Below are 20189 nucleotides of genomic sequence, written 5' to 3'. Positions count from 1 at the left end.
GCAAATCGAAAAGTACGGTACACCGTGCTTCCGTCGGACAAATCTTGTCCGACAATGCCCGCTTCCCTAGAATATCGCCGCCGCGAATGGCCCTGCCCACGCAGTAGCGAGCATGCCCACCCAATCCCCGCGTTTCGCAGTCTACAGGTCGCACCCCGAGCTGATCCTCAACCTGGGCAGTTGCCTTGCCGTGCTCGCCATCGTGGCCATCGTCAGCTATCTGCTTGCCCGCGAGCGCGATAGTGTCGAGCAGTCGGCGGTGCGCTCGTCGAACAACATCGTGCAGCTGATCGAAAGCGACATTCTGCGCAACGTCGAACTCTACGACCAATCCCTGCAAGGCTTGATCTGGGCGGTTGGCCGCAAGGAACTGCCGGAAGTCCCCGGCCCGATACGCCAGCGCCTGCTTTTCAATGAAGCCTTCGTCGACCGCAAGCGCGGTGACGTGCTGTGGCTGGACAAGCAAGGCAATATCGTTGGCGACTCCACCAGTAGCGTGCCGCGCAAGGCCAACTTCGGCGAAACCGGGGTGTTCAAGGCCCACCAGCACAATGCCAACCTCGGCTTGCTGGTGGGCCCCCCTTTCAAGGCCAAGCTTGGCGACCTGGACTGGTGTATCAGTTTCAGCCGACGTATCTCCGGCCCCAATGGCGAGTTCGCCGGGTTGGCAGCGGGTGCGCTGCGCCTGTCGTACTTCAATGAGTTGTTCCAGCTCCTGGACATTGGCCACGACAGCAGCATCAACCTGTTCAATACCGATGGGCAGCTGCTCGTCCGCCAGCCCTACCGCGGGCAGGACCCGCTGATTGGCACCTACTACACCGAACGGCCCAATTTCAAACGCATCCTCAGTGAACAGAGCGGTAGCTTCACCGCCCGCTCCCACAGCAGCGGCAAGCTGCGCATGTTCACCTTCGCCCGGGTCGCGCAGTTGCCACTGATCGTGCTAGTGGCGCACTCGGCCGACGAGGTGTTCGAGTCCTGGCGCCGCACCGCCATTCTGGTCAGCGTCGCCACCGGCGGTCTGTGCGTGGGCATTCTCTGGCTGACATTGCTGCTGGGCCGCGAACTGCGCCGCCGCCACGAAGCCGAAGAAGACCTGGCCATGCTCGCTTCCACCGATAGCCTGACTGGCCTGGCCAACCGCCGCAGGCTGGACCATGTGCTGCGCCAGGAATGGGCCCGCGCCCAACGTAGCCGTAAGCCGCTGGCGATACTGATGGTGGACGTGGACCACTTCAAGGCATTCAACCAGCGCCATGGCCATGCCGGCGGCGACCATGCCTTGCGCGAGGTGGCCAAGGCCATCGAGGCATGCATTCGTCGCCCTGCGGACCTGGCTGCGCGCTATGGTGGGGAGGAGTTTCAGGTAGTGTTGCCAGAAACCGATCTGGCCGGGGCCCAGCTACTGGCTGAACGCATCCGAGCCAACGTCGAGGCGCTGGCGCCGTTTGCGGATGATGCCCACGCCGTGACCGTGAGCATCGGTATCGGTCTGTCCGGCACCCAGCAGGACCTTGGCAGGCTGCTGGGTGCTGCGGACGAAGCGCTCTACCGGGCCAAGGCCAATGGCCGCAATCGGGTAGAGGGCCCGCTTGATTAGGAGCGGGCGCGAGCGGCGTTGCGCAGGGCCTTGACCTGGTCATGGTTGCGCTGCACGCCTTGCAGCTGCTTTTCCACCAGGCTGTAGGTCATGTCGCTGGCAGTGCGGCCTAGTTTCACCAGCTTCTCGCGGGCTTCCTTGTAGGCCTTGAGGGCGTGGTCCTCGCCACGCTCTACCTCGTTCAGCACTGCCTCCTCGTCCTTGCCGGTGACCATCGACTTGAGGTTGACCCAGCCGCGGTGCAGGTCGCCACTGATGCTGGTAGAAGTTTCCGGATCGCCGCCCAGGCGGCGCACTTCGCTCTGCAGCTCACTGGCAGCGTTGGCGCACTCGCCCGCACGCTGGACGAAGAACGCTTTCAGTTCGGGGTTCTTCACATCATCGGCCGAGGCCTTGAAACCTTTCTCGCCATCCTTGCTGTACTCGATCAGGTCGTTGAGTACATCGATCACGTCTTTGTTGGGGTTGCTCATGGTCGAACTCCTTGGCAGGTGATAGTCCACTAGGGAATTGCAGTGTTCGTGCCACGCTTTCAAAAAATATAAATTACTTAATATTCAATAAGTTAAAAAAATGATGGCATCGGCTGTCAACGGCGTTCTGCATGATTGCAGCTTGGGGCTTCGTGCAGATTGCAGTATGGTCGGCACCTTTCCACAGCCAGGTGCGCGAAGATGAAGCCGGAAACCCTCGAACTACTGGTGACCCGCAGCATGCCGTTCGGCAAGTACCAGGGCAGGATCATTGCCGACCTGCCCGGGGACTACCTGGCGTGGTTTGCGCGCAAGGGCTTCCCGGCAGGGGAACTGGGCGGGTTGCTGGCGTTGATGCATGAGATCGATCACAACGGGCTGGGTGATCTACTGGTGCCGTTGCGGCAGAAGCATCGCAGTTGAAAGGCCAACGCGGGCTCTGTGGGAGCGGCCTTGTGTCGCGAAAGGGCTGCGAAGCAGCCCCAGATTTTCAGCTTCGCAACTTAGATTGCCGGGGCCGCTTTGCGGCCCTTTCGCGACACAAGGCCGCACCCACAGAACGAGGTCTGCTCATACACTTTTAGCAGGCGCCACGGCCAACTCCACACGCTCGCTCTTCTTGATAACCGCATACACCACCGCTGTCACCAGGCTACCCGCCACAATCGCCAGCAGATAAAGCAACGCATGGTTGATCGCGTTGGGGATCAACAACACGAACAAGCCGCCATGCGGCGCCATCAGCTTGCAGCCAAAATACATCGACAATGCCCCGGTCAACGCACCACCGGCGATACTGGCCGGGATCACCCGTAACGGGTCCTTGGCGGCAAACGGAATCGCCCCCTCGGAGATGAAGCACAGCCCCAGCGCCAGCGCCGCCTTGCCCGCCTCGCGCTCGCTCTGGGCGAACTTGCGCCGGGCCAGGAAGGTGGCAATACCCAAGCCAATCGGCGGCACCATGCCGGCGGCCATGGTCGCCGCCATTGGCGCGTAGCTCGACGAGGCCAGCAGCCCCACCGAGAACGCATAGGCGGCCTTGTTGATCGGCCCGCCAAGGTCGACGCACATCATGCCGCCCAGCAACAGCCCCAGCAGGATGGCATTGGTGGTGCCCATGCTGTCGAGAAAATGCGTCAGGCCTTCGAGCATCGCCGCTACCGGCTGGCCAACCACGTAGATCATCACCAGCCCGGTGAACAGACTGGCCAGCAATGGAATGATAAGGATCGGCTTGAGCGCCTCCAGGCTGCTGGGCAAGCGCGCCCATCGGGCAATGGCCTTGGCGCTGTAACCGGCGAGGAAACCGGCGACAATGCCACCGATGAAGCCGGCCCCCAAGGTGCTGGCCAACAGGCCGCCGATCATGCCCGGGGCCAGCCCGGGGCGGTCGGCGATAGACCAGGCGATATAGCCTGCCAGTAGCGGAACCATCAGTTTGAAGGCAGCCTCACCGCCAATCTGCATCAACGCCGCCGGCAAGGTGCCCGCCTCTTTGTAGGCCTCGATACCGAACACGAACGACAACGCAATCAGCAGGCCGCCGGCCACCACCATCGGAAGCATGAACGAGACGCCGGTCAGCAAGTGCTTGTACACGCCGGTTTTCTCGCTCTTGGTCGGCGTGGTCGCCGCTGCAGCGTCGGCACCGTTTTCCACCGTGGCCTGCGCCAGGGCTTTGTCCAGGGTAGCGCGGGCCTGCTTGAGGGCAATGCCAGTACCACAACGGTAAATACGTTTGCCGGCGAAACGTGCAGTGGGTACTTCAATGTCGGCGGCCAGCAGCACCACGTCCGCCGCTGCGATGGCTTCAGCAGACAAGGGATTGCGCGCACCGACCGAGCCCTGGGTCTCGACGGTCAACTGGTAGCCCAGTTGCTGTGCGGCTTGCTGCAAGGCTTCTGCGGCCATGAAGGTATGGGCTACGCCGGTCGGGCATGCAGTGACGGCAACGATGCGAGCGCCAGCACTGCTAGCTGCGGCAGGGGCGCCTGTCACTGCGGCCAGCAGCTCGGCGTTGGCCGCCGCTTCGTCGAGAAAGCCTTCGCGATCAGCCAGCGCCTGGGACGGTGTGCTTTGGTACAGGCGCTTGCCGACGAAGCGGGCCAGGTCCACCGGCCCGGTGCTGACCACAAGCACCCAGTCAGCCTCGGCGATCTGTGCGGCGCTCAGTTGCCGCTCGGGGTGTTCAGTATTCTGCACTTCGACGCTGGTGCTCCAGCCGCGACGCTGGGCGGCGGCGGACAGCAAGCGTGCACTCAGTACACTCGATACCTGGCCATTGGGGCAGGCGGTGACTATGGCAATGTTCATCGGCAACCCTCTTGTTGTTCTGTCAGTTGCACGGCCGCTTCCAACTGCGCAAGGTGCTCGCGGTCATGGATGCCGAAGCCAACCTGGGTAACGGCCTGGGCGGCGATGGCAGTGGCCCGGGTCAACGTCTGCGCAGGCGCCTCGGCCAGCAGCAGGCCGTGGACCATGCCGGCCACCAGCGAATCCCCCGCCCCCACCGTGCTGGCAACCCGCACCTTGGGTGGGCGGGCCTGCAGGGCCAGATCGCGACTGAACCAACTGACGCCCTGCTCGCCCGCAGACACCACCACGTGTTCAACGCCACTGTCCAGCAGGCGCTTGGCGGCAGCGCGCTGTTGCGTCAGGTTATCCACAGCCAGGCCCAGCACTTCGCCCAGTTCTTCGGTATTGGGCTTGACCAACCAGGGCGCGCTTTGCAAGCCAACACGCAGGGCTTCACCACTGCTGTCCAGGACTACCTTGAGGCCTTGGGCCTTCAACCGTTCGAGCAACTGGCGGAACCAGTCGGCACTGATTCCACGCGGCAGGCTACCGGCCACCACCACGGCATCGTGACCGGGGGCAATCTGTTCCAGCCTGTGCAGCAAGGCACTGCGTGCCGCCTCGTCGACTTCCGGGCCCTGCCCGTTGATGTCGGTCACGCGGCCATCGGCCTCGACCAGCTTGATATTGCTGCGGGTTTCGCCCGGCACACGGACAAAGCAGTCGGTAAAACCGCGGCCGTCGATCAGCGCCTCGAAGGGCTGCAGATTGTCGCCCCCCAGGAAACCGCCCACGGTTACGCTGTGCCCCAGGTCTGCCAGTACCTGGGCAACGTTCAGCCCCTTGCCTGCGGCGTGACTGTGCTGCGCCTGGCTACGGTTGACCTGCCCTGGGCGCAGAGTGTCCAGGCCGATGGTGATATCCAGCGCAGGGTTCAGGGTGAGAGTGAGGATCTTGGCCATTCAGTAACGCTCCACCAGCGCGCGAACTGCTGCGGCGCTGTCCTGTTGCAGGGCCTCGCGCGCCAGGGCGCGGGCTGTCTGATGATCGGCCTGGCGAACCAGTGCCTTGACTTCGGCAATGCTGCGCGCGGAGACGCTGAGTTCGTCCACGTCCAGCCCCAGCAGCACGGCCACCGCCTGCGGGTCGGCTGCCAGCTCGCCACACACGCCCACCCACTTGCCGTGGGCATGGGCGGCGCGCACGGTCATGTCGATCAGGCTCAATACCGCCGGGTGCAGGCCGTCGGCCTGTGCAGAGAGGCTGGGGTGGCCACGGTCGATGGCCAAGGTGTACTGAGTCAGGTCGTTGGTGCCGATGCTGAAGAAGTCCACTTCGCGCGCCAATTGCGCTGCCAGCAGGGCCGCTGAAGGCACCTCGACCATAATGCCCAATTGCAGGTCGGCTACCGGGATTTCTGCACGCAGGCGCTCCACCATGGCCCGCGCCTCACGCCATTCGTGCACCTGGCCAACCATGGGGAACATGATACGCAACGGGCGCTGGTCGGCGGCCCGCAGCAACGCGCGCAACTGGTCTTCCATCACTTGCGGGCGCTGCAGGGTCAAACGCACACCGCGCACGCCGAGGAAGGGATTTTCCTCGGCAGCGATCGGCCAGTAAGGCAACGGTTTGTCGCCGCCAACATCCAGGGTGCGCACCACCAGCGGGCGCCCATCGAGGCCATCGAGCACGCGGCGGTACTCGGCTTCCTGGGTAGCCACATCCGGCGCTTGAGGGTGGGCCATGAAAATCAGTTCGGTGCGCAGCAGGCCGACACCTTCGGCGCCCTGCTCCACCACCTTGGCGATGCCGTTGCTATCGCCGATGTTGGCAAACACCTCGACGGCATGCCCATCACGGGTGATGGCCGGCTCGAAGCGGTTGGCCCAGGCGGCCTGCAGGCGTTGCTCGCGCAGGTCACGCTCGGCCAGCGCCCGCTGCAGCTCATCCGCTGGCGGTGCGACGCTGACCACACCACGCTGGCCATCGAGCAGCAGCGGCGTACCACTCTCCAACAGCAGTATCGATGCACCCGCGCCGACCACTGCTGGTATGCCCAACGCCCGGGCGACGATGGCACTGTGGGCCGTGGCGCCGCCCTGGGCGGTGACAATGCCGGCAACCCGGTTGGGGTCCAGGCGGGCGACATCGGATGGACCGACTTCGGTCATCACCAGCACATAGGGTTGCTCGGGTTCAACCTGCGCCTGCACACCACACAACTGCGCCAGCACGCGGCGGCCAATATCGCGCAGGTCGGCGGCGCGCTCGGCGAGCAGCGCATCGTGCAACGCCTCTTGCTGACGGGCCGCAGCTTCGATCACGGCCATCCACGCGGCCGCAGCGCTTTCGCCCTGGGCCAGGCGCTGTTCGACATCATCGGTCAGGGCCGGGTCGGCAAGCATTTCCTGGTGGGTGACGAAAATTTCGCCAATGGCCTTGTCGCTGCGCAGGACCAAAGCCTGCAGTTCGCCATTGACGGTAGCCAAGGCTTCGCGCAGTTTCTGCCGCTCCAGGGCGCACGATTCACCCCGCAAGGGATAGTCGAACTCACGCTCGACACAGACATGCGCCGGGCCGCTGGCAATGCCGGGGGCGGCGCCCACACCCTGGATACGGCTGCCGGCCGCTGGCGCTTGCAGTACTTCGGGGACTTCATCGGCAATGGGCGCGACGCTCTGCGGTAGCGGTTCCACCTCTTCACCCAAGCCTTGTTCGATAGCAGCCAGCAGCACCGGCAAGGCATCGGCAGCGATGCTCGGTTCGGCGACCAGTTCCAGTGCCTGACCACGGCGTGCGCCGAGGCTGAGCAGCTTGCTCAGGCTCTTCACCGATACGGCTGGCTGCGCGCTATCGACCAGGCGCACACGGATTTCCCCTTCAAAGCCTTTGGCCAGTTGTGCAAGCACCTTGGCCGGTCGCGCATGCAAGCCATGTGGATTGGCCAGCACGACCCGTGCGCTGGGCCAGTCCGCCGGCACTTCGCCGCCCAGCACTTCCAGCACCGCACGGCTGCTGGTGGCTTGGTAGAGCACCTGCCCACGGCCTTCGATCAGCACTTCGCACAGCCGCTCGAGCAGGGCCTCGTGAGCGGCGCCAAGGCTGGCCAGGCAGAACAGACCGTTGAGCGGCTGGTCGCGGTAACGCAGCGGCTGCTGCGGGGTGATGAAGGCCAGGCCTGGCTGACGAACCTGGCGCTCGCTGTGCAGCCACCACAGGCCCTCACCCAGCGGCAGCGGCTCGGCCTGCTGCAGCACGGCGGCAAAGCCACTGTCGACACAGTCGGCACGTTGCAGCAGGCGGGCACCGCGCCAGGCCAGTTCGTCGAAGTCTTCTGCCGGCACGTTCAGGCCGACCAGCTGCGCATCCAGCGCCAGCGCCTGGGGCGCGCCCTGCAGCAGCTTGAGCAGCGCTTCGGCAGAGCTGGCACGGCGCAAGGCTTCGGCCAGGTCGGTCTCGCCCAGCGCCCGGGTCAACAGCTGCAGCAGGCGCAGGTGTTCGTCGGAGCGGGCGGCAATACCAATGGCCAGGTAGACCATTTGCCCGTCACCCCAGTCTACCCCCTCGGGGAACTGCAGCAGGCGTACGCCGGTGGCATACACCAGGTCACGTGTTTGCGGCGTACCATGGGGAATGGCGATGCCCTGGCCAAGGAAAGTGGAGCCTTGTGCCTCCCGGGCCTGCAGCCCTTGCAGGTAACCCTCGGCGACCAGGCCGTCCGCAACCAGCCGATCCGCCAGAAGGCGTAACGCCTCGGCCTTGTCGGCGGCCTTCTGGCCCATGGCTATCTGCTCATTGGCGAGCTCGAGCATGACCTTCTCCTTTTGCAGTTCCCGTTCGGGTACTGGAGTATTGTTGTGAAATTCACATAAAGGGCCAGTTCAGCAACCTTGCGCGGGTGGCAGCCGAGGCAGAAAATTCGGCAGCTGAAACGTTTAATCTGACCAGACGGCCACGTTACTCGATAATCTGCCCAGTAAAAAGCCCCATCCTGTCGGACAATTGCGACAATGGTCGTCTGCGCGTGATGCCTGTACCGGGTCAAACTACCCGGTCCGGCCTTACAGGCAGCCCCGGTAATAACAAGGAAAATTCGGTGAAACTCAGCGATATCGCCCGTCTGGCCGGTGTGTCCGTGACCACTGCCAGCTACGTCATCAATGGCAAGGCTGAACAGCAGCGCATCAGTAACAGTACTGTCGAGCGGGTACGCGCGGTGGTCGAAGCCCACGGCTTCACCCCCAACCCGCAGGCTGCTGGGCTGCGCAGCCGGCATACCCGCACCCTGGGCTTCATTCTCCCGGATCTGGAGAACCCCAGCTACGCCCGCATTGCCAAGCAACTGGAGCAAGGCGCACGCGCCCGCGGCTACCAGCTGCTGATCGCCAGCAGCGATGACCAGCCAGACAGCGAGCGCCAACTGCAGCAACTGTTCCGTGCGCGCCGATGCGATGCGCTGTTCGTTGCCAGTTGCCTGCCGCCAGAAGATGACAGCTACCGCGAGCTGCAGGACAAAGGCCTGCCGGTGATTGCCATCGACCGCCGTCTGGACCCCGCACACTTCTGCTCGGTGATCAGCGACGACCGCGATGCCAGCCGCCAGCTGGCCGCCAGCCTGCTCAGCTCGGCCCCACGCAGCATCGCCCTGATAGGCGCACGCCCCGAGCTGTCGGTTAGCCAGGCGCGTGCCGGCGGATTCGACGAAGCCCTGCAAGGCTATACCGGCGAAGTGCGCCGCTATCAGGGCGAAGCGTTCAGCCGTGAGTGCGGCCAACGCCTGATGCAGCAACTGATCGACGACCTGGGCGGCCTGCCGGATGCTCTGGTGACCACTTCGTACGTGCTGTTGCAGGGCGTGTTCGACACCCTCCAGGCGCGCCCGGTCGACTCGCGCCAACTGCAGCTGGGTACCTTTGGCGACAACCAGTTGCTCGACTTCCTGCCGCTGCCGGTCAATGCCATGGCCCAGCAGCATGGCCAGATTGCCGCCACTGCGCTTGAACTGGCACTGGCCGCCATCGAGGAAAAACGCTATGAACCCGGCGTGCACGCCGTTGGCCGCACCTTCAAGCAACGCATCTCAGTGGCCTGAACATGCGCCTGATCGACACCCACACCCACCTGGACTTCCCCGACTTCGACGCCGACCGCCCGCGCCTGCTGGCCAACGCGGCGGCGCGTGGGCTGGAGCGAATGGTGGTGCTGGGGGTGTACCAGGCGAATTTCCAGCGGGTGTGGGAACTGGCCTGCGCCGAGCCGCGCCTGTTCGCCGCGCTTGGCCTGCACCCGGTCTACCTCGACCAGCATCGCCCTGAGCACCTGGTGCAACTGCGCGAGTGGCTGGAGCGCCTGCGCGACAACCCGCGGCTATGTGCCGTAGGTGAGTTCGGCCTGGACTATTACCTCGCAGACCTTGACAAGACCCGCCAGCAGGCGCTGTTCGAAGCGCAACTGCAGATGGCTTGCGACTTCGAACTACCGGCCCTGCTGCACGTGCGCCGCAGCCATGCCCAGGTGATTGCCACACTCAAGCGCTACAAGCCAGCACGGGCGGGGGTGATTCATGCGTTTGCCGGCAGCTACGAAGAGGCCCGCGAGTACATCAAGCTGGGCTTCCTGCTGGGGTTGGGCGGTGCGGGTACCTGGCCGCAGGCGCTGCGGCTGCGCAAGACCTTGGCGCGGCTGCCACTGGAAAGTGTGGTGCTGGAGACTGACTCACCGGACATGGCACCGGCGATGTACCCGGGGGTACGCAACAGCCCGGAGCATCTGCCGGAAATTGCCACGGCGCTTGCGCACGTGATGGGGCTGGATGTCGAGGTGCTGGCACAGGCCAGCACCCGCAATGCTTGCACGTTGTTCGGCTGGTGAAGCTCGGGTGACCGGGATTCGCGTGGGATGCGATTGGCCCCGAATCAGACCAGCACGGTCCACAGCGCGAACCCGGCATACCACAGCACTGCACAGCGCAACAGCAGTTCCCACAGACTGTCCAGCCGCCCCAAACCGCGCTGGCTGTCCTCTTCTTCGGGAATGTCATCGGCAATCCGCCCCACCCGAGCCACCAGGTGCCCGGCGCTGATGTGCCAGTTGAGCACCTCGTGCAGCATCACCCGTGTCACCGCGAGGAAGTTGCCCACCAGGGCAAAGCTCAACGCCAACGCCCGCACCGGCAACCAGTCCATGATGTGCCGCAACTGCTCGGCACGCGCCTTCAAAGCCGGCTGCTTGCTGTGCTCACTACACAGCGCCAACAATCGATAAGCCAGCGCAGCGCCAGGGCCCAGTACGAAATACCAGAAGATCACCGCAAAAAAGCCCTGGTAAACCTGCCACAGCAAGTTACCCTGCACCCGCACCAGCAAGCTGTGCGGTTCATCGGCCACCAGGCCCAGGTCGCGCTCGGCCGCGTGCAGCGCCGCCTGATCGTCCCCCCGCCGCCAGGCATCACGAAACGCCCCAAGCGATGCCTTGGCATCGCCGCGGCCCAGGCTGTAGATCAGCACCAGCAGGTGCACCGGCAACGCCAGCAGACCATAGGCCACCGGCTCCAGCACATGCAGCAGCAACACCAGCAGCGCTACCGGCGCCAACACCAGGATGGCCAACGTCCACCATGGGTGCACCTTGCCGTTGCGTTCCAGACGCACCAGTTCGCCAATAAAGAACCCGTCGCGCTGCACCTGATGGCGCAGGGCCGAAAACTTCTCGACCCACAGCGCCAGCAACAACACCAGAAAACTCATGCCTTGTCCTCGTTGTGCTGCAGCGCCTGGCGGTAGCGCGACCAGTCGAAGGCCGGGCCGGGGTCGGTCTTGCGCTGCGGGGCAATGTCGCTGTGGCCCTGAATGCGGTTCAGGTCGATGGCTGGCCAGGCACTGCGGATGTGCCGGGTGAGTTGCTCCAGCACCGCATACTGGGCATCGGTATAGGGCAGGTCGTCGGTGCCTTCCAGCTCGATGCCGATGGAAAAGTCGTTACAGCCTTCGCGCCCGTCAAAGCTCGACACACCCGCATGCCAGGCACGGTCATGCAACGACACGAACTGAGTCACCGCGCCGTCACGCTCGACGAACAGGTGCGCCGACACGGTCAGGTGGTTGATGCTGGCAAAATACGGGTGTTCATCAGGGGCCAGGCGGTTCTGGAAGAATTGCTGCACCTTGCCCGTGCCGAAACAGGCCGGGGGCAGACTGATGTTGTGGATCACCAGCAGGGAAATCGATTCGCCTTCGGGGCGCGCATTGAAGTTCGGCGATGGGCAGTGGGTGATTCCGATTCCGTGGAACCAGCCAGTGGCATAGTCCAATTGCATGGGCAGATCCTGAAAAACGCCGTGAACATGCCCACAGTATGCCCTGCGGCCAACGCCGTGTGCATGTGAATGATTGTAATGCGTCGGCCTATTGCGCCTGCCCTTGCCGCAAGCTTTCAAGTACCGCCTCCAGCGCCCGTTCGAACAACAGGCGATCATCCAGCACGCGCACTTCGTGCCGCTGCAGTGCCTGGGCCAGGCTGGCACTGCTCCACTCGCGCACTTTCATGCCGGTCCGGTTGGCGAACACCAGCCTGTCACTGCTGTCGATGCGCGCGACCAGCTTGCAGCGCAGTGGCTCATCCTCGTCGAGCACCTCGACCCAGGTGCCGATACGCAGGCGTTGCGCCTGGCGCAGCGCTGCAGCCTGCCCGTCGGCAGTGTGCAGGGGCACGCAGGCGGGTTCTTCGGCAATCGTCAGCACAATCTCTTGTTCTACCAGCACATCGCCCAAGGATTGGCCCTCCCCGCTCGGCAGCGCCTCTTTACCTGCGCAGGCGCGCAGGTGCAACTGTTCCAGTTGCAGGAAGAACTCGCGGGTCGCCACCGCGTCCAGAGCTACGCTTGCCAGGCCATCGCGCAGCGCCTTGAGCAGGCCTGGCACCTGCTGCAGCAAGGCTTGCGGCTCATGTGGCGGGGTGATGCTGGCCAGCAGCATGTCCATCGTCTGCACTGCGTCGCGCCAGGCCTGTGAGGCCTCGCCCTGTTTCAGCCAAGCCAACAGCAGTACCTGGCTCCAGGCCTGCACCAGCATTTGCACCACCACCTGCGGCAATACCCGACCGCGCAGGCGCTGGTTGAGCACGTGCTGCACCTGCTGCCTGGCCTGCATTGCCCGGGCACGGCCTTCTTCGGCGTCGCGAGTGCGTTGCTCCAGCAACTCGTTACGTCGCCGTTCGTCCTGATTGAATGCCAGGAAGTCGTCGAGCAGCTCGGCGAACAGGCTGGCATCGTCGGCAAAATCATTGAGCAAGCGCTGGACGATACGCTCTACCCGCATGTGCAAGCTGTCACGCTGGCACTCGCTGCCGCACTCCCAGCCAATCGCGGCGCCGGCGATTTCGTTGAGCAAACGGCGCGCCGGGTGGCTACTCCGGCTGAACAGCCCCTTGTCCAGTAATGCCACCTTGAGCAGGGGAATATGAAGGCGCGTAATCAGCGCCCGCAGGCTGGCCGGCAGGTTGTCGTCGTTGTGGATGAACGCGAACAGCAGGCCAACCAGGTTGATCATGTCTTCGTCAGCCACGTGAAGGCGTCGACGCGTACCGCTGCGCACGCTGACCCGCAACAGCAGCTGCTCAAGCTGCTGGCCGAGCTCGAAGTCATCGGCCTCGTACGTGGCGGGCACATAGCGCTGCAAATGCGACAGCAGCCGGAGCAGGTCGGCGGTACTGATCGGCTGGGCGGCAGCCACCGCTTGCAAGCGCGGAGCGAACTGCCCGCGCACCGGCGCCAGCAGTGCCTGCAACGAGGCAAACAACGCCTGCCCTGCGGCGTCCGCCCCCTCCTCCTGGCCAAGGTTCGCCGGCCCGGGTCGCACACGCATGCGCCGGTCTTCGGCACGCCGGCGCGGCGCCGGTTGCAGCTCGGGCAGTACGCCGGCAGCGGCCAGCAACTGGTTGGCTTCGCCATAGATCACATCGACATCGCGCAGCACATAACGCTCGAACAGCTTCAGCAGCACCAGCTTGACCCGCAGGCCAACGCCCAGATTACGCCCGGCGTCGAGGAAGTAACGACACAGCGCGGCTGGCCCCAATGGGTTGTGCTGCTCGTACAGGGGGCGGTCGAGCAATGCCTGCAGGCGCAGACCCAGTTGCTGCAGGGCGACGCCATCGCGTGACAGCACCCGCGCCACCATGCCCTCGATGGCGGCGGCCCGTTCCATTTGAGCCTTGCTGCGCGGCTTGCCCGGCTGGGCCAGGTTTGCCAGCAAGTCGACCTGGCCGGCGCGGAGGAAAGCATCATGGAACGTATCCAGAAAACCACGCTCGATGCTCTTGCGCTTCAGGCGCAGGTCACGCATGGCTTCGAAGTACAGGTTCTGGTCACCGCGGTCGAAGGCCTTGTCGGCCATTTCGAAGAGCGTGTCATCGGCATTGTCGAACAAGTCCTGCAGGCCCTGACGCAACTGCAACGCGGCCTTGTCGCGCACCTGCAGCAACAAGACCGGAAGGCAAGGATGAGGCGTACGCCCCCCTCGGTCGATGGTTGCCGCCAAGGGCACCACCTTGCCTTCTTTTTGCATCCTGGACTCCTTGCAGGGTGTCTTGCCCGAAAGGGCTGAAAAATCGTCAAAGCTATGACGCCAAATACTAGTCGCCATTATCGGTAAAAAATCGCATAGCTACCAGCGCCGTTTCGCTGGCTGGCTAATGACCCTGATCTGCTCCGATTACTCACGACGCCCGACCAAAGGTCAGCGCCAAGGCGGCTGTACACACCGGCCCCCTGCCCTATAATCGCGGGCACCTAGCTTGTGGAGCCGACCATGCCGAACCTACGCCTTGCCGACCTGACCGCTGAAATTGAAGCCAACGTGCGCCGCGCGCTGTTGGAGGACATCGGCAGTGGCGATATCACCGCGCAACTGATCCCGGCCGAGCGCCTGGCCAAGGCGACCATCATCACCCGTGAAAACTGCGTGGTCGCCGGTACCGCCTGGGTCGATGCCGTATTCCGCCAGCTCGACCCGCGCGTTGCAGTGCACTGGCAGGTGGCCGACGGTGAACAGGCCAGTGCCAATCAGCCGTTGTTCCACCTGGAAGGCCCGGCCCGTTCGCTGCTCAGTGGTGAGCGCAGCGCACTGAACTTCCTGCAGCTGCTGTCAGGGGTCGCCACCCGTGCGCGCTTTCTCGCCGACCTGGTAGCCGGCACCCAGGTGCGCCTGCTGGACACCCGCAAAACCCTGCCGGGCCTGCGCCTGGCGCAAAAATACGCAGTGACCTGCGGTGGGTGCGACAACCACCGCATAGGCCTGTACGACGCCTTCCTGATCAAGGAAAACCACATCGCCGCCAGCGGCGGCGTAGCCGAGGCGGTGGCCGCAGCACACCGCATTGCGCCGGGCAAGCCGGTGGAAATCGAGGTCGAAAGCCTGGACGAACTGCGCCAGGCGCTGGCCGCTGGCGCGGACATCATCATGCTCGACGAGCTGAGCCTGGACGAAATGCGCGAAGCCGTGCGCATTACCGCGGGCAAAGCCAAACTTGAAGCCAGCGGCGGGGTCAACGAAACGACCCTGCGGGTGATTGCCGAGACGGGGGTGGACTACATCTCGATTGGTGCCATGACCAAGGATGTGAAAGCGGTGGACCTGTCGATGCGACTGAGCCTGTGAGCTGATTGCAGGCAATAAAAAACCGGCGCTTGGCCGGTTTTTTATTGGGGGCGCTTTGCACCCCTTTTTCTCAGATCAGAACGAGGCGTTGGCCAAACCGTCCAGGTAGCGCTCGACATCCAGCGCCGCCATGCAGCCCGCACCGGCCGAAGTGATGGCCTGGCGGTAAACGTGGTCAGCCACGTCGCCAGCGGCAAACACACCCTCGACGTTGGTAGCGGTGGCGTTGCCTTCGCGACCGCCATTGACTACCAGGTAGCCGTCTTTGAGGGTCAGCTGGCCTTCGAACAGCGAAGTGTTCGGGGTGTGGCCAATGGCGATGAACACGCCGTCGACCTTGATTTCGTCGCTACTGCCGTCGTTGTTCTTCAGGCGCGCACCGGTTACACCCATGTTGTCACCCAGCACTTCGTCCAGGGTGGCGTTGAGCTTGAGCTCGATCTTGCCTTCGGCCACACGGGCGTTCAGCTTGTCGACCAGGATCTTCTCGGCGCGGAAGGTTTCGCGACGGTGTACCAGGGTCACTTTGCTGGCGATGTTGGCCAGGTACAGTGCCTCTTCCACGGCAGTGTTACCACCACCGACCACGGCGACCGGCTTGTTGCGGTAGAAGAAACCGTCACAGGTGGCACAGGCCGAAACACCCTTGCCCATGAAGGTTTCTTCCGACGGCAGGCCCAGGTAGCGAGCGCTGGCGCCAGTGGCGATGATCAGCGCATCACAGGTGTACTTGCCGCTGTCACCCTGCAGGGTGAACGGCTTGTTGGCCAGGTCGACAGCGTTGATGTGGTCGAAGACGATTTCGGTTTCAAAACGCTCGGCGTGCTCTTGCATACGCTGCATCAGAGCCGGGCCGGTCAGGCCGTGGGGGTCGCCCGGCCAGTTGTCGACTTCGGTGGTGGTGGTCAGCTGGCCACCCGCCTGCATGCCGGTGATCAGCAGCGGCTTGAGGTTGGCACGGGCGGCATACACCGCAGCGCTGTAACCGGCAGGGCCGGAACCGAGAATGATGACGCGCGAATGACGTACTTCAGACATGTCGAACTCCTGTCGAGCGGGCCGCAGGGCCGGCATCGGTGTACCGGCTGCGCCAGCCAAGAAATTAAAAAGGACCCACGCAGCACTTGGGGAAGGCTAAAACGCGCAGGCCCGCAAAGCGAAAAGTTGAGCGCACTGTAGCGAGGTCGCAAAGATTAAGGAAATATCCTTAGACAATCCACCTCATAGGCATCGCCTATGCTGCGATTTCATCGATAAACAAGCCCCGGGCGCTTTTGTTACATCCCGTTTCCCGCCCACGGCGTGCCTTTCGTCGGCGCGGCAAACTCGGTAAGGTCAGCGCGTTTTCCTTCTCTGCGGAGTCTCTAGATGCAAGCCCCTGTCCTCTCTGGCCCCCAATACCTGCGCGAAGGCCTGAAACTGGTGCTGAGCCCCAACCTGCGGTTGTTCGTGCTGCTGCCTCTGGCGGTCAACCTGTTGCTGTTCGGTGGCCTGATCTACTTCGCCGGCCACCAGTTCGGCCTGTGGCTCGATGCCCTGATGCCCACGCTGCCTGACTGGCTTAGCTTCCTCAGCTACATCCTCTGGCCGCTGTTCGTTGCCTTGCTGGTGCTGATGGTGTTCTTCACCTTCACCTTGGTGGCCAATATCATTGCCGCGCCGTTCAACGGCTTTCTGGCGGAAAAGGTCGAGGTGGTAGTGCGTGGCGAAGACACCTTCCCAGCCTTCAGCTGGGGCGAGCTGGCAGCCATGGTACCGCGCACCTTCAGCCGCGAAATGCGCAAGCTGGGCTACTTCCTGCCACGCGCCATCGGCCTTTTCGTCCTGTCGCTGATCCCGGTGGTCAACGTGGTGGCTGCGCCGCTATGGCTGATCTTCGGCGTGTGGATGATGGCCATCCAGTACATCGACTACCCGGCGGACAACAACAAGATGAGCTGGCAGGACATGCTCGCCTGGCTGCGCCAGAAGCGCTGGCAGAGCCTGGGCTTTGGCGGCATCACCTACCTGGCGCTGATGATTCCAGGCGTGAACGTGCTGATGATGCCGGCGGCAGTGGCCGGGGCTACGTTGTTCTGGGTGCGGGAGCGGAGCTGAAGGAGCGAGGGGCTGCAGGGCAGCCCCTTTTTGCGGATTGCTTTTTAGAAGTCGGAGAAACTGTAGGGTTCGAGGGTGGCAATCTGAGAAAGCAGTATTAGATGTTCCACTGCCTTAACCTTCTCGAGGTTAGCAAGGTCGCTTGACCCGCCGAACGCCAAGGCTGGAACGAACCCATACATTTCATCATGCTTTAGCATGCCCAATTTCTTCTTTGCGGGCTCGAACATACCATCAAAGTCAACAGACGCCTTCTCTTTGCCAAGGAAGAAACCTTGCACTTCCCTGTCCATATCCGCCGCCGTCAACTCATATTCACTGCCCCTGTATCGTGAAATATGAGCCAAAATCTTTACTGAGAAACCCGTTTGCTCTCCAAAGAGATACAGGTCACCAAATGCGCCGCGAGCGATCAGGTGGTATCTATCCCGCTTCTCCAATATTGTGCCTTCGATAAGCGAGGCAGTTACCCCTTCATATTCCTGGGGGTTGACAGTCCAAAATATCCCGTCACCATACCCGCACCAACCGTGCTCACTCCAATACGCTAACAATTTGTTCGGCAAGATCCCTCTGTATCGATCCAGACTTGAGGGAGGAACCTCCTGTCGAAAAAACGGCTCACCAACTTGCTCTACAAACAGGGAAAAAACCTCATCCACGGCGAAAACCTCAAGCGACTAGCATTCATGGATTGTGCAAAGCTGCTAGAGATGACAGGGTTTCCTTTGCCTGCTTCACCGAGAGCTTTCTAGCTTCAATGGCATTCATAGTTATCATAAGATCTCTCTGAATTCTCTCCTGCAACTTAGAAGTTCAGCTGTTCAGTTGTTACCGTGGGTAAGGCTGGAGATTTTTATCGTTCTTTAGATCGAGCGCCGCGCAGGCGAAACTCGATCCCATGGCCATTACAAATTATCAAAGACTCAACCGACTGGAAAACTGTTCCACTACATCCATCACCCGGGCGATTTCCTCGGTGGCGGTGCTGGTTGACTGCGGCATTAATCTGGCTGCTCGGAAAAGGAGTAAGGTTGAAGATCTGTCAATTGCGCCAGAAAGATCAAGTGTTCAACAGCGCTGACTTTTTTAAGATGTTGCAGGGAGTCAGCCCCGCCCAGCATGAGCGCGGGGGAAAAGCCGTACATCTCGTCATGTTTAAGTCTACCCAGTTTTTCCTTGGCGGGATTGAAGAGACCATTGAAATCCATTGACTCCACTTCTTTTGACAAAAAAAAGCCTTCAAGCTCAGTATTTAGTTGTTCCTTTGTGATTTCAGTTCGATAAAATATGTACTGAGACCCAACGCTTGTTATTTCCAATGAAAATCCAGTTTTTTCTCCCCAAAGGTACAAGTCTCCGAAGGCACTTCTTGCAACCAAATGATAGCTGTCGTGCGACGCAAGTGCCGTGCCTGCAATCCAGCAGGAAACTACGGCGTCATATTCTTGCGGATTGACGAGCCACAATATGCCCTCACCGTAGCCCCCCCACCCATGCTCGGACCAATATTCCAAAAGCTTGGGAGGAAGCTTGTCTCTGTATCTTTCGATTGTGGAGCCAGGTACTTCCCGGCGGTCAATCGGCGGACCGAAATTCTCAATCAAACTGGCAAGTACTTTATCCATTTCAACCTTCTCACCTTAGCACTTATGTAATTTGACATTCATGCGGATTGAGCCTCTGGACTCCAGGGATACCCTTTCGGCCGCTTTCTTTAAGTTGGGTATCCTGGTTTTCCATTGGGCGCCTATCACTGAGTTTACCTGGCGGTCCCCAAAGTCCGATATGACGTCTCTACCTCCGGCGACGAGATCCGGATTGTGCAGTGCTGCTGTAATTGACATCCGGTTTCTGGCTTTCTCTATTGCAACCCGTTGCGCTTCAAATGGGCCCATGGTTTTCCTGAGCTCTTTTTCAATTTTTTAAATTCTTGCTCCTTTTTTCTCGCTCTCTGGGCGAGCCCTTTATTGCGCTGATTTGGGTTTTCAACTTTTTCCAAAAATTCTTCAACGGTCATCCAGTTGAGCCCGTCTTCCTGGCCATTCAACTGTCGTTTGAATTCGCCTATTTTGTATCCGGCGCCGCCGGCGAATGCGCCTACCCCGCGCCAAGCAGGCCACCGGTAACGGTGCTGCCGACGACGATCATCGCCATCTGCTGCACGACCCTCAGCAGTTCGTCGACGATGCTGTTGATGTCGAGGTCGACGAAGCGCTGGCGTAGCATGTGCGCCGTCTGCCATTCAGCCTGGTAGAAGGCTGAGCGCACAGCGTCGATCCGGCGCAGGTTGAGGCCCAGCGAGGCGACTTCTTCATTGAGGCTGGTGCGGAACTGGCCACCGCTTGGGTAGCCCACCATGGCGATGACACGTGACTCGATCTCGTGCCAGGAGGGCACGAGGTAATCCAGGTACATGAGGTGTCTCCCTGACAACGTGTGCAGGGGGAAATCCCATCATGGATTCGGATCGGAGGTTTCTGAGTCAGTTGTAGGAAAATGCGACTTCGTTTCCGGCATGCTCGGCGAAGTTCAGCTGTTCAGTTGTTGCTGTGGGTAAGGCTGGAAATTTTTATCGTTCTTGAGATCGAGCGCCGCGCAGGCGAAGCTCGATCCCATGGCCATCACAAACCCCAAGCCATATCAAAGACTCAGCCGGCTGGAAAACTGCCCCACCACATCCACCACCCGCTTCGCCCCGTCCTGGATCTCGACAATTACGCTGCCCGTCTCATCCGCCAGCGCCAGCCCCTGTTCGGCTTGGCGCTTGCTGGTGTCGATGATCGACACTGCTGCCTGCGCCAGTTGTTCGTTCTGCTGTACCACCCGGGCGATTTCTTCGGTGGCGGTGCTGGTGCGAGAGGCCAGTTGGCGCACTTCGTCGGCAACGACGGCAAAGCCCCGCCCTTGCTCACCGGCACGGGCGGCTTCGATGGCCGCGTTAAGGGCCAGCAGGTTGGTCTGCCCGGCAATGTCGCTGATGGTCTTGATGATCGAACCGATCACCCGCGACTGGGTATCCAGCGCCTGGATGCCGTCGGCGGCCTCTTGCATCGAAGCCTC

At 62.1% G+C, this 20189-nt stretch carries 16 protein-coding genes and 2 pseudogenes; 6 read left to right on the top strand and 12 right to left on the bottom strand.

The features are described 5' to 3' along the window. Positions 1 to 112: 112 nt before the first annotated feature. A complete protein-coding gene (locus LU682_RS04300) occupies positions 113 to 1603 on the top strand; it encodes a sensor domain-containing diguanylate cyclase (protein ID WP_232885731.1) in 1491 nt (496 codons plus the stop codon). On the opposite strand, the gene LU682_RS04295 is transcribed toward LU682_RS04300, so the two are convergent. Continuing rightward, a complete protein-coding gene (locus tag LU682_RS04295) occupies positions 1600 to 2076 on the bottom strand; it encodes a ferritin-like domain-containing protein (protein ID WP_014589713.1) in 477 nt (158 codons plus the stop codon). The genes LU682_RS04300 and LU682_RS04295 overlap by 4 nt on opposite strands. A gap of 201 nt (positions 2077 to 2277) precedes the next feature. Here LU682_RS04295 and LU682_RS04290 point away from each other — a divergent pair, with 201 nt between their 5' ends. Further along, a complete protein-coding gene (locus LU682_RS04290; protein ID WP_049586403.1) occupies positions 2278 to 2499 on the top strand; it encodes a DUF3820 family protein in 222 nt (73 codons plus the stop codon). Between the two features lie 147 nt (positions 2500 to 2646). On the opposite strand, the gene LU682_RS04285 is transcribed toward LU682_RS04290, so the two are convergent. From LU682_RS04285 to ptsP, 3 genes are read right to left on the bottom strand one after another with little or no spacing between them, the layout of a single operon-like run. Continuing rightward, entirely contained in the window at positions 2647 to 4389 is a 1743-nt protein-coding gene (locus tag LU682_RS04285) for a PTS fructose-like transporter subunit IIB (RefSeq protein ID WP_010952031.1), read from the bottom strand. Beyond that, positions 4386 to 5333, bottom strand: a complete 948-nt coding sequence (pfkB, locus tag LU682_RS04280) for a 1-phosphofructokinase (RefSeq protein ID WP_010952030.1) — start codon at positions 5331 to 5333, stop codon at positions 4386 to 4388. Before pfkB ends, LU682_RS04285 begins: the two co-directional genes overlap by 4 nt. Beyond that, positions 5334 to 8186 (bottom strand): phosphoenolpyruvate--protein phosphotransferase, encoded by a 2853-nt coding sequence (gene ptsP / locus LU682_RS04275; RefSeq protein WP_060489336.1) that lies wholly within the window; start codon positions 8184 to 8186, stop codon positions 5334 to 5336. A 284-nt stretch (positions 8187 to 8470) separates the two neighbouring features. Here ptsP and cra point away from each other — a divergent pair, with 284 nt between their 5' ends. Continuing rightward, positions 8471 to 9466 (top strand): catabolite repressor/activator, encoded by a 996-nt coding sequence (cra, locus tag LU682_RS04270; protein WP_010952028.1) that lies wholly within the window; start codon positions 8471 to 8473, stop codon positions 9464 to 9466. 2 nt (positions 9467 to 9468) lie between these two features. After that, positions 9469 to 10245, top strand: a complete 777-nt coding sequence (locus LU682_RS04265) for a TatD family hydrolase (RefSeq protein WP_010952027.1) — start codon at positions 9469 to 9471, stop codon at positions 10243 to 10245. A 44-nt stretch (positions 10246 to 10289) separates the two neighbouring features. On the opposite strand, the gene ampE is transcribed toward LU682_RS04265, so the two are convergent. The 3 genes from ampE to LU682_RS04250 all read right to left on the bottom strand — a co-directional run bounded on the left by ampE (position 10290) and on the right by LU682_RS04250 (position 13937). Next, positions 10290 to 11120 (bottom strand): regulatory signaling modulator protein AmpE, encoded by an 831-nt coding sequence (gene ampE, locus LU682_RS04260; RefSeq protein WP_010952026.1) that lies wholly within the window; start codon positions 11118 to 11120, stop codon positions 10290 to 10292. Further along, positions 11117 to 11689 (bottom strand): 1,6-anhydro-N-acetylmuramyl-L-alanine amidase AmpD, encoded by a 573-nt coding sequence (gene ampD / locus LU682_RS04255; protein ID WP_010952025.1) that lies wholly within the window; start codon positions 11687 to 11689, stop codon positions 11117 to 11119. The genes ampE and ampD overlap by 4 nt, the downstream gene beginning before the upstream one ends. 88 nt (positions 11690 to 11777) lie before the next feature. Continuing rightward, positions 11778 to 13937 carry a DUF1631 domain-containing protein gene (locus tag LU682_RS04250; RefSeq protein ID WP_049586400.1) on the bottom strand — a complete coding sequence of 720 codons (2160 nt, stop codon included), beginning with the start codon at positions 13935 to 13937 and terminating at the stop codon, positions 11778 to 11780. A gap of 243 nt (positions 13938 to 14180) precedes the next feature. Between LU682_RS04250 and nadC the strand changes: the two genes are divergently transcribed. Then, positions 14181 to 15029 carry a carboxylating nicotinate-nucleotide diphosphorylase gene (gene nadC, locus LU682_RS04245; RefSeq protein ID WP_010952023.1) on the top strand — a complete coding sequence of 283 codons (849 nt, stop codon included), beginning with the start codon at positions 14181 to 14183 and terminating at the stop codon, positions 15027 to 15029. 75 nt (positions 15030 to 15104) lie between these two features. Here nadC and trxB read toward each other — a convergent pair whose 3' ends face one another. Then, a complete protein-coding gene (gene trxB, locus LU682_RS04240) occupies positions 15105 to 16067 on the bottom strand; it encodes a thioredoxin-disulfide reductase (protein ID WP_003247318.1) in 963 nt (320 codons plus the stop codon). Positions 16068 to 16397: 330 nt separating this feature from the next. Here trxB and cysZ point away from each other — a divergent pair, with 330 nt between their 5' ends. Further along, positions 16398 to 17126: a sulfate transporter CysZ gene (gene cysZ, locus LU682_RS04235; RefSeq protein ID WP_010952022.1), complete on the top strand. Its 729-nt coding sequence runs from the start codon at positions 16398 to 16400 to the stop codon at positions 17124 to 17126. 44 nt (positions 17127 to 17170) lie between these two features. Here cysZ and LU682_RS04230 read toward each other — a convergent pair whose 3' ends face one another. The 4 genes and pseudogenes from LU682_RS04230 to LU682_RS29925 all read right to left on the bottom strand — a co-directional run. Further along, positions 17171 to 17788: a GAD-like domain-containing protein gene (locus LU682_RS04230; protein WP_003247320.1), complete on the bottom strand. Its 618-nt coding sequence runs from the start codon at positions 17786 to 17788 to the stop codon at positions 17171 to 17173. Positions 17789 to 18130: 342 nt separating this feature from the next. Continuing rightward, positions 18131 to 18754, bottom strand: coding sequence for a GAD-like domain-containing protein (locus tag LU682_RS04225; protein WP_232914913.1), 624 nt, complete (start codon positions 18752 to 18754; stop codon positions 18131 to 18133). A gap of 15 nt (positions 18755 to 18769) precedes the next feature. Beyond that, positions 18770 to 19544 (bottom strand): annotated as a pseudogene (locus tag LU682_RS04220) (polymorphic toxin type 15 domain-containing protein). 225 nt (positions 19545 to 19769) lie between these two features. Next, positions 19770 to 20183 (bottom strand): annotated as a pseudogene (locus LU682_RS29925) (methyl-accepting chemotaxis protein); the annotation flags it as partial. Between the last annotated feature and the right edge of the window lie 6 nt (positions 20184 to 20189).

Origin of the sequence: Pseudomonas alloputida (genome assembly GCF_021283545.2) — a bacterium.
Classification (GTDB): domain Bacteria; phylum Pseudomonadota; class Gammaproteobacteria; order Pseudomonadales; family Pseudomonadaceae; genus Aquipseudomonas; species Aquipseudomonas alloputida.
The sequence above is the reverse complement of the archived record's forward strand: the minus strand, read 5'-3'. Positions and strand labels throughout refer to the sequence as shown.

Bases quoted from the DNA above. Each gene is read 5' to 3' on its own strand.
- LU682_RS04300 (WP_232885731.1), top strand. From the start codon at position 113: ATGCCCACCCAATCCCCGCGTTTCGCAGTCTACAGGTCGCACCCCGAG.
- LU682_RS04295 (WP_014589713.1), bottom strand. From the start codon at position 2,076: ATGAGCAACCCCAACAAAGACGTGATCGATGTACTCAACGACCTGATC.
- LU682_RS04290 (WP_049586403.1), top strand. From the start codon at position 2,278: ATGAAGCCGGAAACCCTCGAACTACTGGTGACCCGCAGCATGCCGTTC.
- LU682_RS04285 (WP_010952031.1), bottom strand. From the start codon at position 4,389: ATGAACATTGCCATAGTCACCGCCTGCCCCAATGGCCAGGTATCGAGT.
- pfkB (WP_010952030.1), bottom strand. From the start codon at position 5,333: ATGGCCAAGATCCTCACTCTCACCCTGAACCCTGCGCTGGATATCACC.
- ptsP (WP_060489336.1), bottom strand. From the start codon at position 8,186: ATGCTCGAGCTCGCCAATGAGCAGATAGCCATGGGCCAGAAGGCCGCC.
- LU682_RS04265 (WP_010952027.1), top strand. From the start codon at position 9,469: ATGCGCCTGATCGACACCCACACCCACCTGGACTTCCCCGACTTCGAC.
- ampE (WP_010952026.1), bottom strand. From the start codon at position 11,120: ATGAGTTTTCTGGTGTTGTTGCTGGCGCTGTGGGTCGAGAAGTTTTCG.
- ampD (WP_010952025.1), bottom strand. From the start codon at position 11,689: ATGCAATTGGACTATGCCACTGGCTGGTTCCACGGAATCGGAATCACC.
- LU682_RS04250 (WP_049586400.1), bottom strand. From the start codon at position 13,937: ATGCAAAAAGAAGGCAAGGTGGTGCCCTTGGCGGCAACCATCGACCGA.
- nadC (WP_010952023.1), top strand. From the start codon at position 14,181: ATGCCGAACCTACGCCTTGCCGACCTGACCGCTGAAATTGAAGCCAAC.
- trxB (WP_003247318.1), bottom strand. From the start codon at position 16,067: ATGTCTGAAGTACGTCATTCGCGCGTCATCATTCTCGGTTCCGGCCCT.
- cysZ (WP_010952022.1), top strand. From the start codon at position 16,398: ATGCAAGCCCCTGTCCTCTCTGGCCCCCAATACCTGCGCGAAGGCCTG.
- LU682_RS04225 (WP_232914913.1), bottom strand. From the start codon at position 18,754: ATGGATAAAGTACTTGCCAGTTTGATTGAGAATTTCGGTCCGCCGATT.